Here is a 19,746-nt window from a genome sequence, read left to right as displayed (position 1 = left end):
GCGCTTGTGCTATTGTAATCATAACCATTCTCACTTACACTTTGCGCATATTTTGAACGGGAGTCTCTATGTACGTTTGTTTATGTAATGGTGTAAGCGACAAAAAAATACGTCAGGCCGTTCGCCAGTTTCAGCCTCAGTCATTTCAGCAGCTTCGCAAGTTTGTTCCGGTTGGAAATCAATGCGGTAAATGTGTACGTGCTGCGCGAGAGATTATGCAGGACGAATTGATGCAGATCCCGGAATACAAAGAGATCGCGTAAGCACCTATCTTTTTTTTGACATCCCTGTAGCCCGATCTACGCTTCAATGAGTGGAAGCGGAGGGACTATATAATGAAAGGTGATGTTAAAATCATAAGTTATCTCAATAAATTATTGGGAAATGAGCTTGTCGCAATCAACCAGTACTTTCTTCACGCAAGAATGTTCAAAAACTGGGGACTTAAGCGTTTAAACGACGTTGAGTACCATGAGTCGATTGATGAAATGAAACACGCTGATAAATATATCGAGCGTATTTTATTCCTTGAAGGCATTCCTAACCTGCAGGATCTCGGAAAGCTGGGCATTGGAGAAGATGTCGAAGAGATGCTTCGTTCCGACCTTAGGCTGGAGCTTGAAGGCGCCAAAGATCTGCGTGAAGCCATTGCCTATGCCGACAGCGTACATGACTACGTCAGCCGCGATATGATGATCCAGATCCTGGCCGATGAAGAAGGTCACATTGACTGGCTGGAAACGGAGCTGGATCTGATTGCTAAAATCGGCCTGCAGAACTACCTACAGTCGCAGATCAAAGTGGAAGAGTAACCACCGTCTTCCAGCCTACGCATAAACCCGCTGCCGCCAGAAATGGCCCAAAAGGCAGTGGGTTTTTTAATGCCCCTTTATCAGGGGTGAGAAACGAAAATACAAGAATGCTAAGTAGCGCCATAAGCGCAGCGAGTAACGCCAGCGAGGGCAGCATGCACCAGCCATGCCACGCACCAAGCGCCGCCAGGTATTTTACATCGCCATATCCCATCCCTTCACGCCGGCAGATAAACCGATACCCCCAGTAAATAACGGCAAAGCCGATATATCCAGCCATCGCACCCACCACCGCACTAGGCAAAAAATCAGGGTGGACACAGAGCTGAAAGAGCAGGCCCGTCCATAGCAGCGGGCAGAGAAATTTATCGGGAAGCAGTCCGTAGCGAATATCTGCACGGACAAGAAAGGCCGTCAGAGAAAAATAGACCAGCAAAAAGGGGAGGGTGGTTAACATGGAAAAGGCCTCAAAAGGGTTTGAGCGCATACTCGTTATAATCGGCCTGGCCGGCAATCTACAAAAACGACAATTGCGTAGGGGCTCCAGACAAAGCATTGAGAAGGGATACATTGCGTAAAAAGTTGCGCGCCCCTAAGCATACTGCGCCTCAGGCGCTTAATTTCTAAACGGCACTTGCGTCTTGCCCAGATTTACGTATAATGCGCGGGCTTGTCGTAATTGACGGCGGGTTCAATCAGAACCAGAGTAGCTCATTTTGTTACTCAACAATGCTCCCAATTGGGGAGCTACGTAAGAACGGTTACACTCTCCCATCAATCGTAATGGGTTTGAGGAGTAATCATTTTCGTTTATAAAATAATTGGAGCTCTGGTCTCATGCAGAACCAAAGAATCCGTATCCGCCTTAAAGCGTTTGATCATCGTCTGATCGATCAATCAACCGCGGAAATCGTCGAGACTGCTAAGCGCACTGGTGCGCAAGTCCGTGGTCCGATCCCGCTGCCGACCCGCAAAGAGCGCTTCACCGTTCTGATCTCCCCGCACGTCAACAAAGACGCGCGCGATCAGTACGAAATCCGCACTCACAAGCGTCTGGTTGACATCGTTGAGCCAACTGAGAAAACCGTTGATGCTCTGATGCGTCTGGATCTGGCTGCCGGTGTAGACGTGCAGATCAGCCTGGGTTAATCAGGTCATCGAGCGATTGAGAGGTTGATACAATGATTGGTTTAGTCGGTAAAAAAGTGGGCATGACCCGCATCTTCACTGAAGATGGCGTTTCAATCCCAGTAACCGTAATCGAAGTTGAAGCAAACCGCGTTACTCAGGTTAAAGATCTGGCTAACGATGGCTACCGCGCTGTTCAGGTGACCACTGGTGCTAAAAAAGCTAACCGTGTAACCAAACCAGAAGCGGGTCACTTCGCTAAAGCTGGCGTAGAAGCTGGCCGTGGTCTGTGGGAATTCCGTCTTGCTGAAGGCGAAGAGTTCACTGTAGGTCAGGACATTAGCGTTGAGCTGTTTGCTGACGTTAAAAAAGTTGACGTAACCGGTACCTCTAAAGGTAAAGGTTTTGCTGGTACCGTTAAGCGCTGGAACTTCCGTACCCAGGACGCTACTCACGGTAACTCCTTGTCTCACCGTGTTCCGGGTTCTATCGGTCAGAACCAGACTCCGGGCAAAGTGTTCAAAGGCAAGAAAATGGCAGGTCAGCTGGGTAACGAACGTGTGACCGTTCAGAGCCTGGACGTAGTACGTGTTGACGCTGAGCGCAACCTGCTGCTGGTTAAAGGTGCAGTTCCGGGTGCAACCGGTAGCGACCTGATCGTTAAACCAGCTGTGAAGGCGTAAGGGGATAGCAATGGAATTAGTATTGAAAGACGCGCAGAGCGCGCTGACTGTTTCCGAAACTACCTTCGGTCGTGATTTCAACGAAGCGCTGGTTCACCAGGTTGTTGTTGCTTATGCAGCTGGTGCTCGTCAGGGTACTCGTGCTCAGAAGACTCGTGCTGAAGTAACTGGTTCTGGCAAAAAGCCATGGCGCCAGAAAGGTACCGGCCGTGCGCGTTCAGGTTCTATCAAGAGCCCGATCTGGCGTTCAGGTGGCGTGACCTTCGCTGCGCGTCCACAGGACCACAGTCAAAAAGTTAACAAAAAGATGTACCGCGGCGCGCTGAAAAGCATTCTGTCCGAACTGGTACGTCAGGATCGTCTGATCGTTGTCGAATCATTCTCTGTAGAAGCGCCTAAAACTAAGCTGCTGGCACAGAAACTGAAAGACATGGCTCTGGAAGATGTGCTGATCATCACCGGTGAGCTGGACGAGAACCTGTTCCTGGCCGCACGTAACCTGCACAAGGTTGACGTACGCGACGCGACTGGTATCGACCCGGTTAGCCTGATCGCCTTCGACAAAGTCGTAATGACTGCTGATGCTGTTAAGCAAGTTGAGGAGATGCTGGCATGATTCGTGAAGAACGTCTGCTGAAGGTGCTTCGCGCACCGCACGTTTCTGAAAAAGCGTCTACTGCGATGGAAAAAACAAACACCATCGTTCTCAAAGTTGCTAAAGACGCGACCAAAGCAGAGATCAAAGCTGCTGTGCAGAAACTGTTTGAAGTCGAAGTCGAAGTCGTTAACACCCTGGTAGTTAAAGGGAAAGTTAAACGTCACGGACAGCGTATCGGTCGTCGTAGCGACTGGAAAAAAGCTTACGTCACCCTGAAAGAAGGCCAGAATCTGGACTTCGTTGGCGGCGCTGAGTAAGTCGGAGGAGTAATACAATGGCAGTTGTTAAATGTAAACCGACATCTCCGGGTCGTCGCCACGTAGTTAAAGTGGTTAACCCTGAGCTGCACAAGGGCAAACCTTTTGCTCCGTTGCTGGAAAAAAACAGCAAATCCGGTGGTCGTAACAACAATGGCCGTATCACCACTCGTCACATCGGTGGTGGCCACAAGCAGGCTTATCGTATTGTTGACTTCAAACGCAACAAAGACGGTATCCCAGCAGTTGTTGAACGTCTTGAGTACGATCCGAACCGTTCCGCGAATATCGCGCTGGTTCTGTACAAAGACGGCGAACGCCGTTACATCCTGGCCCCTAAAGGCCTGAAAGCTGGCGACCAGATTCAGTCTGGCGTTGATGCTGCAATCAAAGCAGGCAACACCCTGCCGATGCGCAATATCCCGGTTGGTTCTACCGTTCATAACGTAGAAATGAAACCAGGTAAAGGCGGTCAGCTGGCGCGTTCCGCTGGTACTTACGTTCAGATCGTTGCTCGTGACGGTGCTTATGTCACCCTGCGTCTGCGTTCTGGTGAAATGCGTAAAGTCGAAGCAGACTGCCGCGCTACTCTGGGCGAAGTTGGCAATGCTGAGCATATGCTGCGCGTTCTGGGTAAAGCAGGTGCTGCACGCTGGCGTGGTGTTCGTCCTACCGTTCGCGGTACTGCGATGAACCCAGTCGATCACCCACATGGTGGTGGTGAAGGTCGTAACTTTGGTAAGCACCCGGTAACTCCGTGGGGCGTTCAGACCAAAGGTAAGAAGACCCGCAGCAACAAGCGTACTGATAAATTTATCGTACGTCGCCGTAGCAAATAATTTTAGAGGATAAGCCATGCCACGTTCTCTCAAGAAAGGTCCTTTTATTGACCTGCACTTGCTGAAGAAGGTAGAGAAAGCGGTGGAAAGCGGAGACAAGAAGCCCCTGCGCACTTGGTCCCGTCGTTCAACGATCTTTCCTAACATGATCGGTTTGACCATCGCTGTCCATAATGGTCGTCAGCACGTTCCAGTCTTTGTTACCGACGAAATGGTTGGTCACAAACTGGGTGAATTCGCACCGACTCGTACTTATCGCGGCCACGCTGCTGATAAAAAAGCGAAGAAGAAATAAGGTAGGAGGAAGAGATGGAAACTTTAGCTCAACATCGCCATGCTCGTTCTTCTGCTCAGAAGGTTCGCCTTGTTGCTGACCTGATTCGCGGTAAGAAAGTGTCGCAGGCCCTGGACATCCTGACCTATACCAACAAGAAAGCTGCGGTATTGGTCAAGAAAGTACTGGAATCTGCCATTGCTAACGCTGAACACAACGATGGCGCTGACATCGACGATCTGAAAGTCGCGAAAATTTTCGTAGATGAAGGCCCAAGCATGAAGCGCATTATGCCGCGTGCGAAAGGTCGTGCAGATCGCATCCTGAAGCGCACCAGCCACATTACTGTGGTTGTGTCCGATCGCTGAGACTCTGGAGACTAGCAATGGGTCAGAAAGTACATCCTAATGGTATTCGCCTGGGTATTGTAAAACCATGGAACTCTACCTGGTTTGCGAACACCAAAGAATTCGCTGACAACCTGGACAGCGATTTTAAAGTACGTCAGTACCTGACTAAGGAACTGGCTAAAGCGTCTGTATCTCGTATCGTTATCGAGCGTCCAGCTAAGAGCATCCGTGTGACTATTCACACTGCTCGCCCTGGCATCGTTATCGGTAAGAAAGGCGAAGACGTAGAAAAACTGCGCAAGGTCGTAGCGGATATCGCTGGCGTTCCTGCACAGATCAATATCGCTGAAGTTCGTAAGCCTGAACTGGACGCTAAATTGGTTGCTGACAGCATCACTTCTCAGCTGGAACGTCGCGTTATGTTCCGTCGTGCTATGAAGCGTGCTGTACAGAACGCAATGCGTCTGGGCGCTAAAGGTATCAAAGTTGAAGTTAGCGGCCGTCTGGGCGGCGCGGAAATCGCACGTACCGAATGGTACCGCGAAGGTCGCGTACCGCTGCACACTCTGCGTGCTGACATTGACTACAACACCTCTGAAGCGCACACCACTTACGGTGTAATCGGCGTTAAGGTATGGATCTTCAAAGGTGAGATCCTGGGTGGTATGGCTGCTGTTGAACAACCGGAAAAACCGGCTGCTCAACCTAAAAAGCAGCAGCGTAAAGGCCGTAAATAAGGAGCGTCGCTGATGTTACAACCAAAGCGTACAAAATTCCGTAAAGTGCACAAAGGCCGCAACCGTGGTCTGGCGCAGGGTACGGATGTTAGCTTCGGCACTTTCGGTCTGAAAGCTGTTGGCCGTGGTCGTCTGACTGCACGTCAGATCGAAGCAGCACGTCGTGCAATGACCCGTGCAGTTAAGCGTCAAGGTAAGATCTGGATCCGTGTATTCCCGGACAAACCGATCACCGAGAAGCCACTGGAAGTTCGTATGGGTAAAGGTAAAGGTAACGTGGAGTACTGGGTTGCCTTGATCCAACCGGGCAAAGTCCTTTATGAAATGGACGGTGTTCCGGAAGAGCTGGCCCGTGAAGCCTTCGGCCTGGCAGCAGCGAAACTGCCTATCAAAACCACCTTTGTAACTAAGACGGTGATGTAATGAAAGCAAAAGAGCTGCGTGAAAAAAGCGTTGAAGAGCTGAACGCTGAGCTGCTGAACCTGCTGCGTGAGCAGTTCAACCTGCGTATGCAGGCTGCAAGTGGCCAGCTGCAACAGACTCACCTGCTGAAGCAAGTGCGTCGCAATGTTGCACGCGTTAAGACTTTACTGACTCAGAAGGCGGGTGCGTAATGACCGATAAAATCCGTACTCTGCAAGGTCGTGTTGTTAGCGACAAAATGGAGAAATCCATTGTTGTAGCTATCGAACGTATTGTGAAACACCCGATCTACGGTAAATTCATCAAACGTACGACCAAACTGCACGTACATGACGAGAACAACGAATGTGGTATCGGCGACAAGGTTGAAATCCGTGAATGCCGTCCACTGTCCAAGACTAAGTCCTGGACGCTGGTTCGCGTTGTAGAGAAAGCGGTTCTGTAATACAGTACGCATTCTCAATACGAATAAACGGCTCAGCGATGAGCCGTTTATTTTTTCTACCCATATTGCAGAAGCGGTGTTATAATGCCGCGCCCTCGATATGGGGCTTTTTAACGGCTCTGATTTTAGAGTCTCAGGTAGTAGTTGACATTAGCGGAGCACTAAAATGATCCAAGAACAGACTATGCTGAACGTCGCCGACAACTCCGGTGCACGTCGCGTAATGTGTATCAAGGTTCTGGGTGGCTCGCACCGTCGCTACGCAGGCGTAGGCGACATCATCAAGATCACCATCAAGGAAGCAATTCCACGTGGTAAGGTCAAAAAAGGTGATGTGCTGAAGGCGGTAGTGGTGCGCACCAAGAAGGGTGTTCGTCGCCCTGACGGTTCTGTCATTCGCTTCGATGGTAATGCATGCGTTATTTTAAACAATAACAGCGAGCAGCCTATCGGCACGCGTATCTTTGGGCCGGTAACTCGTGAACTTCGTACTGAGAAGTTCATGAAAATTATCTCTCTGGCACCAGAAGTACTCTAAGGAGCGAATCATGGCAGCGAAAATCCGTCGTGATGACGAAGTTATCGTGTTAACCGGTAAAGATAAAGGTAAACGCGGTAAAGTAAAAAATGTTCTGTCTTCCGGCAAACTCGTCGTTGAAGGTATCAACCTGGTTAAGAAACATCAGAAGCCGGTTCCGGCCCTGAACCAACCAGGCGGCATCGTTGAAAAAGAAGCTGCTATTCAGGTTTCTAACGTTGCAATCTTCAATGCGGCTACCGGCAAGGCTGACCGTGTAGGCTTTAGATTCGAAGACGGCAAAAAAGTCCGTTTCTTCAAGTCTAACAGCGAAACTATCAAGTAATTTGGAGTAGTACGATGGCGAAACTGCATGATTACTACAAAGACGAAGTAGTTAACAAACTCATGACTGAGTTTAACTACAATTCTGTCATGCAAGTCCCTCGGGTCGAGAAGATCACCCTGAACATGGGTGTTGGTGAAGCGATCGCTGACAAGAAACTGCTGGATAACGCAGCAGCTGACCTGACAGCAATCTCCGGTCAAAAACCGCTGATCACCAAAGCACGCAAATCAGTTGCAGGCTTCAAAATCCGTCAGGGCTATCCGATCGGCTGTAAAGTAACTCTGCGTGGCGAACGCATGTGGGAGTTCTTTGAGCGTCTGATCACTATTGCTGTTCCACGTATCCGTGACTTCCGTGGCTTGTCCGCTAAGTCTTTCGACGGTCGTGGTAACTACAGCATGGGTGTCCGTGAGCAGATCATCTTCCCAGAAATCGACTACGATAAAGTCGACCGCGTGCGTGGTTTGGATATTACCATTACCACTACTGCGAAATCTGACGAAGAAGGCCGTGCTCTGCTGGCTGCCTTTGACTTCCCGTTCCGCAAGTAAGGTAGGGTTACTGAATGGCTAAGCAATCAATGAAAGCACGCGAAGTAAAGCGCGTAGCTTTAGCTGATAAATTCTTCGCTAAACGCGCTGAACTGAAAGCGATCATTTCTGATGTGAACGCTTCCGACGAAGATCGTTGGAATGCGGTTCTCAAGCTGCAGTCTCTGCCGCGTGATTCCAGCCCGTCTCGTCAGCGTAACCGCTGTCGTCAAACAGGTCGTCCACATGGTTATGTGGGCAAGTTTGGGTTGAGCCGTATCAAACTGCGTGAAGCCGCTATGCGCGGTGAAGTGCCAGGCTTGAAAAAGGCTAGCTGGTAATTACCAATTGAATCACGGGAGTAAAGACAGATGAGCATGCAAGATCCGATCGCGGATATGCTGACCCGTATCCGTAACGGTCAGGCCGCGAACAAAGTTGCGGTCACCATGCCTTCCGCCAAGCTGAAAGTGGCAATTGCCAACGTGCTGAAGGAAGAAGGTTTTATCGAAGATTTTAAAGTTGAAGGCGACACCAAGCCGGAACTGGAACTTACTCTCAAGTATTTCCAGGGTAAAGCTGTTGTAGAAAGCATTCAGCGTGTCAGCCGCCCAGGCCTGCGCATCTATAAGAAAAAAGATGAGCTGCCAAAAGTTATGGCTGGTCTTGGTATCGCAGTTGTTTCTACCTCTAAAGGTGTTATGACTGATCGTGCAGCGCGCCAGGCTGGTCTTGGTGGCGAAATTATCTGCTACGTAGCCTAATCGGAGGAAAGAATGTCTCGTGTTGCTAAAGCACCGGTCGTTATTCCTGCCGGCGTTGATGTAAAAATCGACGGTCAGGTTATTACGATCAAAGGTAAAAACGGCGAGCTGACTCGTACCCTCAACAAAGCTGTTGAAGTTAAACATGCAGATAACGCTCTGACCTTCGGTCCACGTGATGGTTTCGTGGATGGATGGGCTCAGGCTGGTACCGCGCGTGCCCTGCTGAACTCAATGGTTGTTGGTGTTACCGAAGGCTTCACTAAAAAGCTTCAGCTGGTTGGTGTAGGTTATCGTGCAGCTATCAAAGGGAATGCAGTAGGCCTGTCTCTGGGCTTCTCACACCCTGTTGAGCATCCGCTGCCGGCCGGTATCACTGCAGAATGTCCGACTCAAACTGAAATCGTGCTGAAAGGCGCTGATAAACAGCTGATCGGTCAGGTTGCAGCAGATCTGCGCGCCTACCGTCGTCCTGAGCCTTATAAAGGCAAGGGTGTTCGTTACGCCGACGAAGTCGTGCGTACCAAAGAGGCTAAGAAGAAGTAAGGTAACACTATGGATAAGAAATCTGCTCGTATCCGTCGTGCGACCCGCGCACGCCGCAAGCTCAAAGAGCTGGGTGCAACTCGCCTGGTGGTACATCGTACCCCGCGTCATATTTACGCACAGGTAATTGCACCGAACGGTTCTGAAGTTCTGGTAGCTGCTTCTACTGTAGAAAAAGCTATCTCAGAACAATTGAAGTACACCGGTAACAAAGACGCCGCTGCAGCTGTAGGTAAAGCTGTTGCTGAACGCGCTCTGGAAAAAGGCATCAGCAATGTTTCCTTTGACCGTTCCGGGTTCCAATATCATGGTCGTGTCCAGGCACTGGCAGATGCTGCCCGTGAAGCTGGCCTTCAGTTCTAAGGTAGAGGTGTAAGATGGCTCACATCGAAAAACAGGCTGGCGAACTGCAGGAAAAGCTGATCGCGGTAAACCGCGTATCTAAAACCGTTAAAGGTGGTCGTATTTTCTCCTTCACAGCTCTGACTGTAGTTGGTGATGGTAACGGTCGCGTTGGTTTTGGTTACGGTAAAGCGCGTGAAGTTCCAGCAGCGATCCAGAAAGCGATGGAAAAAGCCCGTCGCAATATGATTAACGTCGCGCTGAACAACGGCACCCTGCAGCACCCAGTTAAAGGTGTTCACACGGGTTCTCGTGTATTCATGCAGCCAGCTTCAGAAGGTACCGGTATCATCGCCGGTGGTGCAATGCGCGCCGTTCTGGAAGTTGCTGGGGTTCATAACGTTCTGGCCAAAGCATATGGTTCCACCAACCCGATTAACGTGGTTCGTGCAACTATTGATGGCCTGGAAAATATGAATTCTCCAGAAATGGTCGCTGCCAAGCGTGGTAAATCCGTTGAAGAAATTCTGGGGTAATTGACCATGGCAAAGACTATTAAAATCACTCAAACCCGCAGTGCAATCGGTCGTCTGCCGAAACACAAGGCAACGCTGCTTGGCCTGGGTCTGCGTCGTATTGGTCATACCGTTGAGCGCGAGGATACTCCTGCTGTTCGTGGTATGGTCAACGCGGTTTACTTCATGGTTAAAGTTGAGGAGTAAGAGATGCGTTTAAATACTCTGTCTCCGGCCGAAGGCTCTAAAAAGGCGGGTAAACGCCTGGGTCGTGGTATCGGTTCTGGCCTCGGCAAAACCGGTGGTCGTGGTCACAAAGGTCAGAACTCTCGTTCTGGCGGTGGCGTACGTCGCGGTTTCGAGGGTGGCCAGATGCCACTGTACCGTCGTCTGCCGAAGTTCGGCTTCACCTCTCGCAAAGCAGCGATCACAGCGGAAATCCGTCTGTCTGACCTGGCGAAAGTTGAAGGCGGCGTTGTAGACCTGAACACGCTGAAAGCAGCAAACATTATCGGTATCCAGATCGAGTTCGCGAAAGTGATCCTGGCTGGTGAAGTTTCTACTCCGGTAACTGTTCGTGGCCTGCGTGTTACTAAAGGTGCTCGTGCTGCTATCGAAGCTGCTGGCGGTAAAATTGAGGAATAAGTAGCAGATGGCTAAGCAACCGGGATTAGATTTTCAAAGTGCCAAAGGTGGATTTGGCGAGCTGAAACGCAGACTGCTGTTTGTTATCGGCGCGCTGATTGTGTTCCGTATTGGCTCTTTTATTCCGATCCCTGGTATCGATGCCGCTGTACTTGCCAAACTGCTTGAGCAACAGCGAGGCACCATCATTGAAATGTTCAACATGTTCTCTGGTGGTGCTCTCAGCCGTGCTTCTATCTTTGCATTGGGTATTATGCCGTACATTTCGGCATCTATTATTATCCAGCTGCTGACGGTCGTTCATCCGGCCCTGGCAGAGTTGAAGAAAGAAGGGGAGTCTGGACGTCGTAAGATTAGTCAGTACACCCGTTACGGTACTTTGGTGCTGGCAATATTCCAGTCGATCGGTATTGCTACCGGTCTTCCGAATATGCCTGGTATGCAGGGCCTGGTATTAAACCCAGGCTTTGCATTCTATTTCACCGCTGTTGTTAGTCTGGTCACAGGGACAATGTTCCTGATGTGGCTCGGCGAACAGATTACTGAGCGTGGTATCGGTAACGGTATCTCAATCATTATCTTCGCCGGTATCGTTGCGGGTCTCCCGCCGGCCATCGCCCATACTATCGAGCAAGCGCGTCAAGGCGACCTGCACTTCCTCCTGTTGCTGTTGGTTGCAGTATTAGTATTTGCAGTGACGTTCTTTGTTGTCTTCGTTGAACGTGGTCAACGCCGCATTGTGGTGAACTACGCTAAGCGTCAGCAAGGTCGTCGTGTCTATGCTGCACAGAGCACACATTTACCGCTGAAAGTGAACATGGCGGGGGTTATCCCGGCTATCTTCGCTTCCAGTATTATTCTGTTCCCGGCGACCATCGCGTCATGGTTCGGGGGCGGTACTGGTTGGAACTGGCTGACAACAATTTCGCTGTATTTGCAGCCTGGGCAACCACTTTATGTGTTACTCTATGCGTCTGCGATCATCTTCTTCTGTTTCTTCTACACGGCGTTGGTCTTCAACCCGCGTGAAACAGCAGATAACCTGAAGAAGTCCGGTGCATTTGTACCAGGAATTCGTCCGGGAGAGCAAACGGCGAAGTATATCGATAAAGTAATGACCCGCCTGACTTTGGTTGGTGCGCTCTATATTACTTTTATCTGCCTGATCCCGGAGTTCATGCGTGATGCAATGAAAGTACCGTTCTACTTCGGTGGGACCTCACTGCTTATCGTTGTTGTCGTGATTATGGACTTTATGGCTCAAGTGCAAACTCTGATGATGTCCAGTCAGTATGAGTCTGCATTGAAGAAGGCGAACCTGAAAGGCTACGGCCGCTAAATGGTCGCCTGAGAAGTTACGGAGAGTAAAAATGAAAGTTCGTGCTTCCGTCAAGAAATTATGCCGTAACTGCAAAATCGTTAAGCGTGATGGTGTCATCCGTGTGATTTGCAGTGCCGAGCCGAAGCATAAACAGCGCCAAGGCTGATTATTTCGCATATTTTTCTTGCAAAGTTGGGTTGAGCTGGCTAGATTAGCCAGCCAATCTTTTGTATGTCTGTACGTTTCCATTTGAGTATCCTGAAAACGGGCTTTTCAGCATGGTGCGTACATATTAAATAGTAGGAGTGCATAGTGGCCCGTATAGCAGGCATTAACATTCCTGATCAGAAACATGCTGTGATCGCATTAACTTCGATCTACGGCGTCGGCAAGACCCGTTCTAAAGCCATTCTGGCTGCAGCGGGTATCGCTGAAGATGTTAAGATCAGTGAGCTGTCTGAAGAACAAATCGACACGCTGCGTGACGAAGTTGCCAAATTTGTCGTTGAAGGTGATCTGCGCCGTGAAATCAGCATGAGCATCAAGCGCCTGATGGATCTTGGTTGCTATCGCGGTTTGCGTCATCGTCGTGGTCTGCCAGTGCGCGGTCAGCGTACTAAGACCAACGCACGTACCCGTAAGGGTCCGCGCAAACCGATCAAGAAATAATCGGGGTGATTGAATAATGGCAAAGGCACCAGTTCGTGCACGTAAACGTGTAAGAAAACAAGTCTCTGACGGCGTGGCTCATATCCATGCTTCTTTCAACAACACCATCGTTACTATTACTGATCGTCAGGGTAACGCATTGGGTTGGGCAACAGCCGGTGGTTCCGGTTTCCGTGGTTCTCGCAAATCCACTCCGTTCGCAGCTCAGGTTGCAGCAGAGCGTTGCGCTGAAGCCGTAAAAGAATACGGCATCAAGAATCTGGAAGTTATGGTTAAAGGTCCGGGTCCGGGTCGTGAATCTACTGTTCGCGCTCTGAACGCCGCTGGTTTCCGCATCACGAATATTACTGATGTGACTCCGATCCCTCATAACGGTTGTCGTCCGCCGAAAAAACGTCGCGTATAACGCTCGTTTTTTAGGTTAGTTGGAGATAGAAAATGGCAAGATATTTGGGTCCTAAGCTCAAGCTGAGCCGTCGTGAGGGCACCGACTTATTCCTTAAGTCTGGCGTTCGCGCGATCGATACCAAGTGTAAAATTGAACAAGCTCCTGGCCAGCACGGTGCGCGTAAACCGCGTCTGTCTGACTATGGTGTGCAGTTGCGTGAAAAGCAAAAAGTTCGCCGTATGTACGGTGTGCTGGAGCGTCAGTTCCGTAACTACTATAAAGAAGCAGCACGTCTGAAAGGCAACACAGGTGAAAACCTGCTGGCTCTGCTGGAAGGTCGTCTGGACAACGTTGTATACCGTATGGGCTTCGGCGCTACTCGTGCTGAATCACGTCAGCTGGTTAGCCACAAAGCAATCATGGTAAACGGTCGTGTTGTTAACATCGCTTCTTATCAGGTTAAAGCGAATGACGTTGTTAGCATTCGTGAGAAAGCGAAAAAGCAATCTCGCGTGAAGGCCGCTCTGGAGCTGGCTGAGCAGCGTGAAAAGCCAACCTGGCTGGAAGTTGATGCTGGCAAGATGGAAGGTACGTTCAAGCGTCAGCCAGAACGTTCTGATCTGTCTGCGGACATTAACGAACACCTGATCGTCGAGCTTTACTCCAAGTAAAGCTTAGTACCAAAGAGAGGACACAATGCAGGGTTCTGTGACAGAGTTTCTAAAACCGCGCCTGGTAGATATCGAGCAAGTGAGTTCGACGCACGCCAAGGTGACCCTTGAGCCTTTAGAGCGTGGCTTTGGCCATACTCTGGGTAACGCACTGCGCCGTATTCTGCTCTCATCGATGCCGGGTTGCGCGGTGACCGAGGTTGAGATTGATGGTGTACTTCATGAGTACAGCACCAAAGAAGGCGTTCAGGAAGATATCCTTGAAATCCTGCTCAACCTGAAAGGGCTGGCGGTGAGAGTTCAGGGTAAAGATGAAGTTATTCTTACTCTGAATAAATCTGGCATTGGCCCTGTGACTGCAGCCGACATCACCCACGACGGTGATGTTGAAATCGTCAAGCCGCAGCACGTGATCTGCCACCTGACCGATGAGAACGCAGCTATTAGCATGCGTATCAAAGTTCAGCGCGGTCGTGGTTATGTGCCGGCTTCTGCCCGAATTCATTCGGAAGAAGATGAGCGCCCAATCGGCCGTCTGCTGGTCGACGCATGCTATAGCCCTGTAGAGCGTATTGCCTACAATGTTGAAGCAGCGCGTGTAGAACAGCGTACCGACCTGGACAAGCTGGTCATCGAAATGGAAACCAACGGCACAATCGATCCTGAAGAGGCGATTCGTCGTGCGGCAACCATCCTGGCAGAACAACTGGAAGCTTTCGTTGACTTACGTGATGTACGTCAGCCGGAAGTGAAAGAAGAGAAACCAGAATTCGATCCGATCCTGCTGCGCCCTGTTGACGATCTCGAATTGACTGTCCGCTCTGCTAACTGCCTCAAGGCAGAAGCTATCCACTATATCGGTGATCTGGTACAGCGTACCGAGGTTGAGTTGCTGAAAACGCCGAACCTGGGTAAAAAATCTCTTACTGAGATTAAAGACGTGCTGGCTTCACGTGGTCTGTCTCTGGGCATGCGCCTGGAAAACTGGCCACCAGCAAGCATTGCTGACGAGTAACCGGATCACAGGTTAAGGTTTTACTGAGAAGGATAAGGTCATGCGCCATCGTAAGAGTGGTCGTCAACTGAACCGCAACAGCAGCCATCGCCAGGCTATGTTCCGCAACATGGCAGGTTCACTGGTTCGTCATGAGATCATCAAGACGACCCTGCCTAAAGCGAAAGAGCTGCGTCGCGTAGTTGAGCCGCTGATTACTCTTGCCAAGACTGACAGCGTTGCTAATCGTCGTCTGGCATTCGCCCGTACTCGTGATAACGAGATCGTGGCAAAACTGTTTAACGAACTGGGCCCGCGTTTCGCGAGCCGTGCCGGTGGTTACACTCGCATTCTGAAGTGTGGTTTCCGTGCAGGCGACAACGCGCCGATGGCTTACATCGAGCTGGTTGATCGTTCAGAGAAAGCAGAAGCTGCTGCAGAGTAATCTGCAGTAACGTAAAAAAACCCGCTTCGGCGGGTTTTTTTATATCCGCGATATCCCCACTTCTCTACAATGTCTGTATCAATTCTGTTCATCCCCAGGAGCCGGTAATGTGGTTGCTCGACCAGTGGGCAGAACGCCATATTCGCGATGCCCAAAAGAAAGGTGAGTTCGACGATCTTCCGGGAAGCGGCGAACCCCTTGTTCTTGACGATGATTCGCACATCGCACCGGAATTACGGGCTGGATACCGTTTACTGAAAAATGCCGGTTGTCTCCCTCCGGAACTCGAACAGCGAAGAGAGGCTGTTGAACTGGCCGATCTTCTCAAAGGGGTCCGTCAGGACGATCCTCGACACGCTGAACTTAGTCGCCGGCTCGCCCTGCTTGAACTCAAGCTGCGCCAGGCAGGAATGAACACTGATTTTCTGCACGGGCAATACAGTGAAAGATTGATACAGAAAATAAACGAGGAATAGTTATGTACCGTATCGGTGAACTTGCGAAGCTCGCGAACGTCACGCCGGATACCATCCGATATTACGAAAAGCAGCAGATGATCGATCATGAAGTTCGCACTGAAGGTGGCTTTCGCCTCTATACCGATAACGATCTTCAGCGACTGCGGTTTATTCGTTATGCGAGACAGCTCGGTTTCACGCTGGACTCGATCCGCGAGCTGTTATCGATCCGCATCGATCCGGAACATCATACCTGTCAGGAGTCTAAAGGTATTGTGCAGGCCCGGCTTGATGAAGTTGAAGCGCGCATTCAGGAGCTGCAAACCATGCAGCGATCTCTGCAAAGGCTGAATGATGCCTGCTGCGGCACGGCCCACAGCAGTATTTATTGTTCAATTCTGGAAGCATTAGAGCAGGGGGCCAGTGGAGAAACCAGGAGCGGTTGATCTTTAGCCCAACCGGGTCTAGACTTCCGTCGTCATAAACCATGCTCAGGAGAAATTATGAGCCGCTATCAGCACACGAAAGGACAAATTAAGGACAATGCCATTGAGGCATTACTTCACGACCCGTTATTTAGACAGCGCGTTGAGAAGAATAAAAAAGGGAAAGGAAGTTATCTGCGTAAAGACAAGCATGAAAAACGGGGTAACTGGGAGGCCAGTGGCAAACAAGCGAATCGCTTATTTACCACTGGCCTTCCTGCTTTAAGTTATTGATTATACGCGGTTGTTCTGCTCTTTTAACAGATCGCGAATCTCACTCAGCAGCACTTCTTCTTTTGTTGGTGCAGGCGCCGCAGCCGGCTCTTCTTTTTTACGGTTGAGCCTGTTGATCAGTTTGATAGCCATAAAAATGGCAAACGCCACAATCACGAAATCAAACACGTTCTGAATAAATACGCCGTAGTGCATCACGACTGCCGGGACATCACCCTGTGCTTCACGCAGCGTGAAGGCGAATTGTTTAAAATCAATACCCCCAATTAACAACCCTAAAGGTGGCATGATAATGTCGGCGACTAATGATGAAACAATCTTGCCGAACGCCGCACCAATAATGACACCCACTGCCAAATCAACAACGTTCCCGCGCATCGCAAATTCGCGGAATTCTTTAATAAAACTCATTTTTCTCTCCTTGTGCCAGCTGACGACTATAAGTTTAACAAATGATTAGCCAATTGCCATTCGGGATAATTAAACGTTATGAAAAATAAAAGGCACAGAAATGAAAAGGATAAAGTTCGGGTGCGCTTTTTCAGGCACCCGATACATTAAAGGAAGAATGGACTTGGCTGGAATAAACGTTCAACGTCGGTAATAAATTTTTTATCGGTAAGGAACATAATAACGTGATCGCCCTGCTCAATACGTAAATTATCATTGGCAATCATGACGTCATTTCCGCGCACAACAGCGCCGATAATTGTACCAGGTGGCAGCTTAATTTCGTCGATCGAACGGCCCACAACGCGCGAAGTGGTTTCATCCCCGTGAGCAACAGCTTCAATGGCTTCCGCAACACCGCGGCGAAGCGATGACACCCCGACAATATCCGCTTTACGGACATGACTCAGAAGGGCGGAAATCGTCGCCTGCTGAGGCGAAATGGCAATATCAATGACGCTGCCCTGGACAAGATCGACATACGCCTTGCGCTGGATAAGCACCATGACCTTCTTTGCTCCCATACGCTTGGCGAGCATGGCGGACATAATATTCGCCTCGTCGTCATTGGTGACAGCAATAAAAAGATCAACTTGATCAATATGCTCTTCAGCCAGCAATTCCTGATCTGACGCATCGCCATAAAATACGATCGTATTTTGCAGTTTTTCCGCCAGTTCAGCAGCACGCTGCTGATCGCGCTCGATCAACTTCACGCTGTAATCTTTTTCCAGCCGATGCGCCAGACCTGCACCAATATTGCCGCCACCGACCAGCATAATGCGCTTATAGGGTTTTTCGAGACGCTGAAGTTCACTCATCACCGCACGGATATGCTGTGACGCTGCAATAAAGAAGACCTCATCCCCTGCTTCGACAATGGTGGAGCCTTGCGGGCGAATGGGTCTGTCGTGGCGGAAGATGGCCGCGACGCGGGTATCGATATGCGGCATGTGCTCGCGCATCGTGGAAAGCGCATTGCCGATCAATGGCCCACCGTAATAGGCCTTGACGACCGCCAGGCTCACTTTACCTTCGGCAAAGTTCACTACCTGCAGAGCGCCCGGATATTCGATCAGGCGATAGATACTGTCGATAACCAGCTGTTCTGGCGCGATGAGATGATCGATTGGGACCGCTTCTGAATTAAACAGTTTCTCAGCATCGCGAACATAGTCCGGAGAGCGGATGCGCGCGATTCGGTTTGGCGTGTTGAAAAGCGAGTAGGCCACCTGACAGGCCACCATATTGGTTTCGTCAGAACTTGTCACCGCAACCAGCATGTCGGCATCGTCGGCGCCCGCCTCACGAAGAACGCGTGGGTGCGAACCATGGCCCTGCACAACGCGCAGATCAAATTTATCCTGTAAAACGCGCAGGCGATCGCCGTTGGTATCAACAATTGTAATGTCGTTGTTTTCGCCAACCAGATTTTCCGCCAGCGTTCCGCCAACCTGTCCTGCACCCAGAATGATAATCTTCATATCTCGTGACCTGTTCTCAACATCACTCTTTGATTAGCTTAGCGTAAAAGAAGCCATCACCCTCTTCTGCACCCGGCAGGTTCTGCTGACCCGGGAATTCAGGTGTTCCCGTATCGCGCAGTGCCGCGTCAGGGGTACGTTTAAGGAAGGACGCGATTTGCAGGCTGTTCTCTTCCGGAAGTATGGAGCAGGTTGCATAGACCAGCGTTCCGCCTGGTTTAAGGTGCGGCCAAATGGCGTCGAGAATGTCCGACTGCAGTTGGGCAAGTTCCTTAATATCACGATCGCGGCGTAGCCACTTGATATCCGGATGACGACGAATAACACCGGTTGCAGAGCAGGGGGCATCCAGCAAAATGCGGTCGAACTGTGTTTCACCACACCATTCTGCGGGTTTGCGTCCATCGCCTTGCTTAACCTGTGCCTTCATGCCCAGACGCTTAAGGTTGTCGTAGACGCGTGACAGACGTTGTTCATCAACGTCCACCGCCATCACGCTGGCCTGGGGAGCCAATTCAAGAATATGCGTTGTTTTGCCACCAGGCGCGGCGCACAGATCGAGGATCTGCTCACCGTTTTTAGGTTCAAGCCAGGTCATGCAACCCTGGGCAGAGGCATCCTGTACGGTTACCCAGCCTTCATCAAAACCGGGTAATGCATGTACCGGTGCAGGCGATGCTAAACGTACGGCATCAGGGTATGCATCATGGGTGAAGCCGCTCATTCCAGCCTCTTCAAGCAAGGCCAACCAGGCATCGCGAGAATGATGATTACGATTCACGCGTAACCACATCGGTGGACGTTGATTATTGGCTTCGGCAATATTTTGCCACTGCTGTGGCCAGGCTTTTTTCAGGCGCTTCAACAGCCAGTCCGGGTGCAGGAAACGTGTTTCGCTTTGGGCAAATTCAGCCAGAAGCTCTTCCTGCTGTCGCTGGAACTGACGCAGTACGCCATTGATCAGCCCTTTCAACTGAGGGCGTTTAATCGCAACGGCGCCTTCCACGGTCTCAGCCAGCGCGGCATGAGGTGGGATGCGGGTATGAAGAAGCTGATAAAAACCCACCATAATCAAATAATGTACGGTGCGCTGCTTGCCTGTCATTGGGCGTGACATCAGCTTATTAATCAACCACTCAAGCTGAGAGAGTGTGCGCAGAACGCCAAAGCAAAGCTCCTGAAGCAGGGCTTTGTCTTTATCAGATACTTTTTGTTGCAGTGGAGGCAGGACGTTACTCAATGACTGACCCTGCTCGATAACCTGCTCAACGGCCTGAGCCGCCATACTGCGTAGATTTTGTTTTTTCATAACCGTAAAAATAAAAATGCCCGG

General features: G+C 50.4%; 37 protein-coding genes. 33 read left to right on the top strand and 4 right to left on the bottom strand.

Annotated elements, in window-relative coordinates; translation table 11 throughout:
* The first annotated feature begins 68 nt into the window (after positions 1-68).
* Both bfd and bfr read left to right on the top strand, forming a co-directional pair.
* The gene (bfd, locus tag ACWHWP_RS21860; protein WP_008503493.1) at positions 69-263 is read left to right on the top strand and encodes a bacterioferritin-associated ferredoxin; all 195 of its coding nucleotides are present in this window, start codon (positions 69-71) and stop codon (positions 261-263) included.
* A gap of 72 nt (positions 264-335) precedes the next feature.
* Positions 336-812 carry a bacterioferritin gene (gene bfr, locus ACWHWP_RS21855; protein WP_008503492.1) on the top strand — a complete coding sequence of 159 codons (477 nt, stop codon included), beginning with the start codon at positions 336-338 and terminating at the stop codon, positions 810-812.
* Here the strand turns inward: bfr and ACWHWP_RS21850 are convergent.
* On the bottom strand, positions 796-1,269 hold the full coding sequence (locus ACWHWP_RS21850; RefSeq protein ID WP_447856377.1) for a prepilin peptidase: 474 nt from the start codon (positions 1,267-1,269) through the stop codon (positions 796-798). The two genes, bfr and ACWHWP_RS21850, sit on opposite strands and share 17 nt — an antisense overlap.
* A 380-nt stretch (positions 1,270-1,649) precedes the next feature.
* Here ACWHWP_RS21850 and rpsJ point away from each other — a divergent pair, with 380 nt between their 5' ends.
* The 31 genes from rpsJ (at position 1,650) to ACWHWP_RS21695 (ending at position 16,479) form a co-directional block, all read left to right on the top strand.
* On the top strand, positions 1,650-1,961 hold the full coding sequence (gene rpsJ, locus ACWHWP_RS21845; RefSeq protein WP_001181005.1) for a 30S ribosomal protein S10: 312 nt from the start codon (positions 1,650-1,652) through the stop codon (positions 1,959-1,961).
* Positions 1,962-1,993: 32 nt separating this feature from the next.
* A complete protein-coding gene (rplC, locus tag ACWHWP_RS21840) occupies positions 1,994-2,623 on the top strand; it encodes a 50S ribosomal protein L3 (RefSeq protein WP_006178923.1) in 630 nt (209 codons plus the stop codon).
* Positions 2,624-2,633: 10 nt separating this feature from the next.
* Positions 2,634-3,239, top strand: coding sequence for a 50S ribosomal protein L4 (gene rplD / locus ACWHWP_RS21835; protein ID WP_003031119.1), 606 nt, complete (start codon positions 2,634-2,636; stop codon positions 3,237-3,239).
* Positions 3,236-3,538 carry a 50S ribosomal protein L23 gene (rplW, locus tag ACWHWP_RS21830; RefSeq protein WP_000617546.1) on the top strand — a complete coding sequence of 101 codons (303 nt, stop codon included), beginning with the start codon at positions 3,236-3,238 and terminating at the stop codon, positions 3,536-3,538. The genes rplD and rplW overlap by 4 nt, the downstream gene beginning before the upstream one ends.
* 17 nt (positions 3,539-3,555) lie before the next feature.
* Positions 3,556-4,377, top strand: coding sequence for a 50S ribosomal protein L2 (gene rplB, locus ACWHWP_RS21825; RefSeq protein WP_000301859.1), 822 nt, complete (start codon positions 3,556-3,558; stop codon positions 4,375-4,377).
* Positions 4,378-4,393: 16 nt separating this feature from the next.
* A complete protein-coding gene (gene rpsS / locus ACWHWP_RS21820) occupies positions 4,394-4,672 on the top strand; it encodes a 30S ribosomal protein S19 (protein WP_001138117.1) in 279 nt (92 codons plus the stop codon).
* Between the two features lie 14 nt (positions 4,673-4,686).
* Positions 4,687-5,019 (top strand): 50S ribosomal protein L22, encoded by a 333-nt coding sequence (gene rplV / locus ACWHWP_RS21815; protein WP_002919773.1) that lies wholly within the window; start codon positions 4,687-4,689, stop codon positions 5,017-5,019.
* Positions 5,020-5,036: 17 nt separating this feature from the next.
* Positions 5,037-5,738 carry a 30S ribosomal protein S3 gene (gene rpsC, locus ACWHWP_RS21810; RefSeq protein WP_000529945.1) on the top strand — a complete coding sequence of 234 codons (702 nt, stop codon included), beginning with the start codon at positions 5,037-5,039 and terminating at the stop codon, positions 5,736-5,738.
* A gap of 12 nt (positions 5,739-5,750) precedes the next feature.
* Positions 5,751-6,161, top strand: coding sequence for a 50S ribosomal protein L16 (gene rplP / locus ACWHWP_RS21805; RefSeq protein ID WP_002919759.1), 411 nt, complete (start codon positions 5,751-5,753; stop codon positions 6,159-6,161).
* Positions 6,161-6,352, top strand: coding sequence for a 50S ribosomal protein L29 (gene rpmC / locus ACWHWP_RS21800; protein ID WP_003863282.1), 192 nt, complete (start codon positions 6,161-6,163; stop codon positions 6,350-6,352). Before rplP ends, rpmC begins: the two co-directional genes overlap by 1 nt.
* On the top strand, positions 6,352-6,606 hold the full coding sequence (rpsQ, locus tag ACWHWP_RS21795) for a 30S ribosomal protein S17 (protein WP_008503489.1): 255 nt from the start codon (positions 6,352-6,354) through the stop codon (positions 6,604-6,606). The genes rpmC and rpsQ overlap by 1 nt, the downstream gene beginning before the upstream one ends.
* 166 nt (positions 6,607-6,772) lie before the next feature.
* A complete protein-coding gene (gene rplN, locus ACWHWP_RS21790; RefSeq protein WP_002919748.1) occupies positions 6,773-7,144 on the top strand; it encodes a 50S ribosomal protein L14 in 372 nt (123 codons plus the stop codon).
* A gap of 10 nt (positions 7,145-7,154) precedes the next feature.
* Positions 7,155-7,469: a 50S ribosomal protein L24 gene (rplX, locus tag ACWHWP_RS21785; protein WP_003863287.1), complete on the top strand. Its 315-nt coding sequence runs from the start codon at positions 7,155-7,157 to the stop codon at positions 7,467-7,469.
* Between the two features lie 14 nt (positions 7,470-7,483).
* A complete protein-coding gene (gene rplE, locus ACWHWP_RS21780) occupies positions 7,484-8,023 on the top strand; it encodes a 50S ribosomal protein L5 (protein ID WP_001096206.1) in 540 nt (179 codons plus the stop codon).
* A gap of 14 nt (positions 8,024-8,037) precedes the next feature.
* A complete protein-coding gene (gene rpsN, locus ACWHWP_RS21775; protein WP_003863291.1) occupies positions 8,038-8,343 on the top strand; it encodes a 30S ribosomal protein S14 in 306 nt (101 codons plus the stop codon).
* A gap of 30 nt (positions 8,344-8,373) precedes the next feature.
* Positions 8,374-8,766 (top strand): 30S ribosomal protein S8, encoded by a 393-nt coding sequence (rpsH, locus tag ACWHWP_RS21770; protein ID WP_006178918.1) that lies wholly within the window; start codon positions 8,374-8,376, stop codon positions 8,764-8,766.
* 12 nt (positions 8,767-8,778) lie between these two features.
* On the top strand, positions 8,779-9,312 hold the full coding sequence (gene rplF, locus ACWHWP_RS21765; RefSeq protein WP_003863296.1) for a 50S ribosomal protein L6: 534 nt from the start codon (positions 8,779-8,781) through the stop codon (positions 9,310-9,312).
* 9 nt (positions 9,313-9,321) lie between these two features.
* Positions 9,322-9,675, top strand: coding sequence for a 50S ribosomal protein L18 (gene rplR, locus ACWHWP_RS21760; RefSeq protein WP_003863297.1), 354 nt, complete (start codon positions 9,322-9,324; stop codon positions 9,673-9,675).
* Between the two features lie 14 nt (positions 9,676-9,689).
* On the top strand, positions 9,690-10,190 hold the full coding sequence (gene rpsE, locus ACWHWP_RS21755) for a 30S ribosomal protein S5 (protein ID WP_003863299.1): 501 nt from the start codon (positions 9,690-9,692) through the stop codon (positions 10,188-10,190).
* Positions 10,191-10,196: 6 nt separating this feature from the next.
* The gene (gene rpmD / locus ACWHWP_RS21750) at positions 10,197-10,376 is read left to right on the top strand and encodes a 50S ribosomal protein L30 (protein WP_003863301.1); all 180 of its coding nucleotides are present in this window, start codon (positions 10,197-10,199) and stop codon (positions 10,374-10,376) included.
* 3 nt (positions 10,377-10,379) lie between these two features.
* Positions 10,380-10,814 (top strand): 50S ribosomal protein L15, encoded by a 435-nt coding sequence (rplO, locus tag ACWHWP_RS21745; protein WP_003863304.1) that lies wholly within the window; start codon positions 10,380-10,382, stop codon positions 10,812-10,814.
* A gap of 7 nt (positions 10,815-10,821) precedes the next feature.
* Positions 10,822-12,153: a preprotein translocase subunit SecY gene (secY, locus tag ACWHWP_RS21740; RefSeq protein ID WP_003863305.1), complete on the top strand. Its 1,332-nt coding sequence runs from the start codon at positions 10,822-10,824 to the stop codon at positions 12,151-12,153.
* Between the two features lie 31 nt (positions 12,154-12,184).
* Positions 12,185-12,301 (top strand): 50S ribosomal protein L36, encoded by a 117-nt coding sequence (gene rpmJ, locus ACWHWP_RS21735; protein WP_000868187.1) that lies wholly within the window; start codon positions 12,185-12,187, stop codon positions 12,299-12,301.
* Positions 12,302-12,447: 146 nt separating this feature from the next.
* On the top strand, positions 12,448-12,804 hold the full coding sequence (gene rpsM / locus ACWHWP_RS21730) for a 30S ribosomal protein S13 (RefSeq protein ID WP_003863308.1): 357 nt from the start codon (positions 12,448-12,450) through the stop codon (positions 12,802-12,804).
* Positions 12,805-12,820: 16 nt separating this feature from the next.
* Positions 12,821-13,210, top strand: a complete 390-nt coding sequence (rpsK, locus tag ACWHWP_RS21725; protein WP_003863312.1) for a 30S ribosomal protein S11 — start codon at positions 12,821-12,823, stop codon at positions 13,208-13,210.
* Between the two features lie 32 nt (positions 13,211-13,242).
* Positions 13,243-13,863, top strand: coding sequence for a 30S ribosomal protein S4 (gene rpsD, locus ACWHWP_RS21720; protein ID WP_004868345.1), 621 nt, complete (start codon positions 13,243-13,245; stop codon positions 13,861-13,863).
* Positions 13,864-13,888: 25 nt separating this feature from the next.
* Complete coding sequence (locus ACWHWP_RS21715) at positions 13,889-14,878, top strand: DNA-directed RNA polymerase subunit alpha (protein ID WP_002919219.1); 990 nt, start codon at positions 13,889-13,891, stop codon at positions 14,876-14,878.
* Between the two features lie 40 nt (positions 14,879-14,918).
* Positions 14,919-15,302, top strand: coding sequence for a 50S ribosomal protein L17 (gene rplQ / locus ACWHWP_RS21710; RefSeq protein WP_001216368.1), 384 nt, complete (start codon positions 14,919-14,921; stop codon positions 15,300-15,302).
* A 107-nt stretch (positions 15,303-15,409) separates the two neighbouring features.
* The gene (locus ACWHWP_RS21705) at positions 15,410-15,778 is read left to right on the top strand and encodes a DnaJ family domain-containing protein (protein ID WP_059312397.1); all 369 of its coding nucleotides are present in this window, start codon (positions 15,410-15,412) and stop codon (positions 15,776-15,778) included.
* Between the two features lie 2 nt (positions 15,779-15,780).
* Positions 15,781-16,206, top strand: a complete 426-nt coding sequence (gene zntR / locus ACWHWP_RS21700; protein ID WP_059312398.1) for a Zn(2+)-responsive transcriptional regulator — start codon at positions 15,781-15,783, stop codon at positions 16,204-16,206.
* Between the two features lie 57 nt (positions 16,207-16,263).
* Positions 16,264-16,479, top strand: a complete 216-nt coding sequence (locus tag ACWHWP_RS21695) for an alternative ribosome-rescue factor A (protein WP_429056830.1) — start codon at positions 16,264-16,266, stop codon at positions 16,477-16,479.
* Here ACWHWP_RS21695 and mscL read toward each other — a convergent pair whose 3' ends face one another.
* From mscL to rsmB, 3 genes are all read right to left on the bottom strand, one after another.
* Positions 16,480-16,890: a large-conductance mechanosensitive channel protein MscL gene (mscL, locus tag ACWHWP_RS21690; protein WP_023309449.1), complete on the bottom strand. Its 411-nt coding sequence runs from the start codon at positions 16,888-16,890 to the stop codon at positions 16,480-16,482.
* Positions 16,891-17,036: 146 nt separating this feature from the next.
* A complete protein-coding gene (gene trkA / locus ACWHWP_RS21685; RefSeq protein ID WP_047345326.1) occupies positions 17,037-18,413 on the bottom strand; it encodes a Trk system potassium transporter TrkA in 1,377 nt (458 codons plus the stop codon).
* A 22-nt stretch (positions 18,414-18,435) separates the two neighbouring features.
* Complete coding sequence (rsmB, locus tag ACWHWP_RS21680; RefSeq protein ID WP_447856374.1) at positions 18,436-19,722, bottom strand: 16S rRNA (cytosine(967)-C(5))-methyltransferase RsmB; 1,287 nt, start codon at positions 19,720-19,722, stop codon at positions 18,436-18,438.
* Positions 19,723-19,746: the final 24 nt, after the last annotated feature.

Source organism: Enterobacter sp. WI-ESBL-E8 (genome assembly GCF_053364895.1).
Note: the sequence above shows the minus strand (reverse complement) of the source record. Positions and strands in the feature narration are given on the sequence as shown.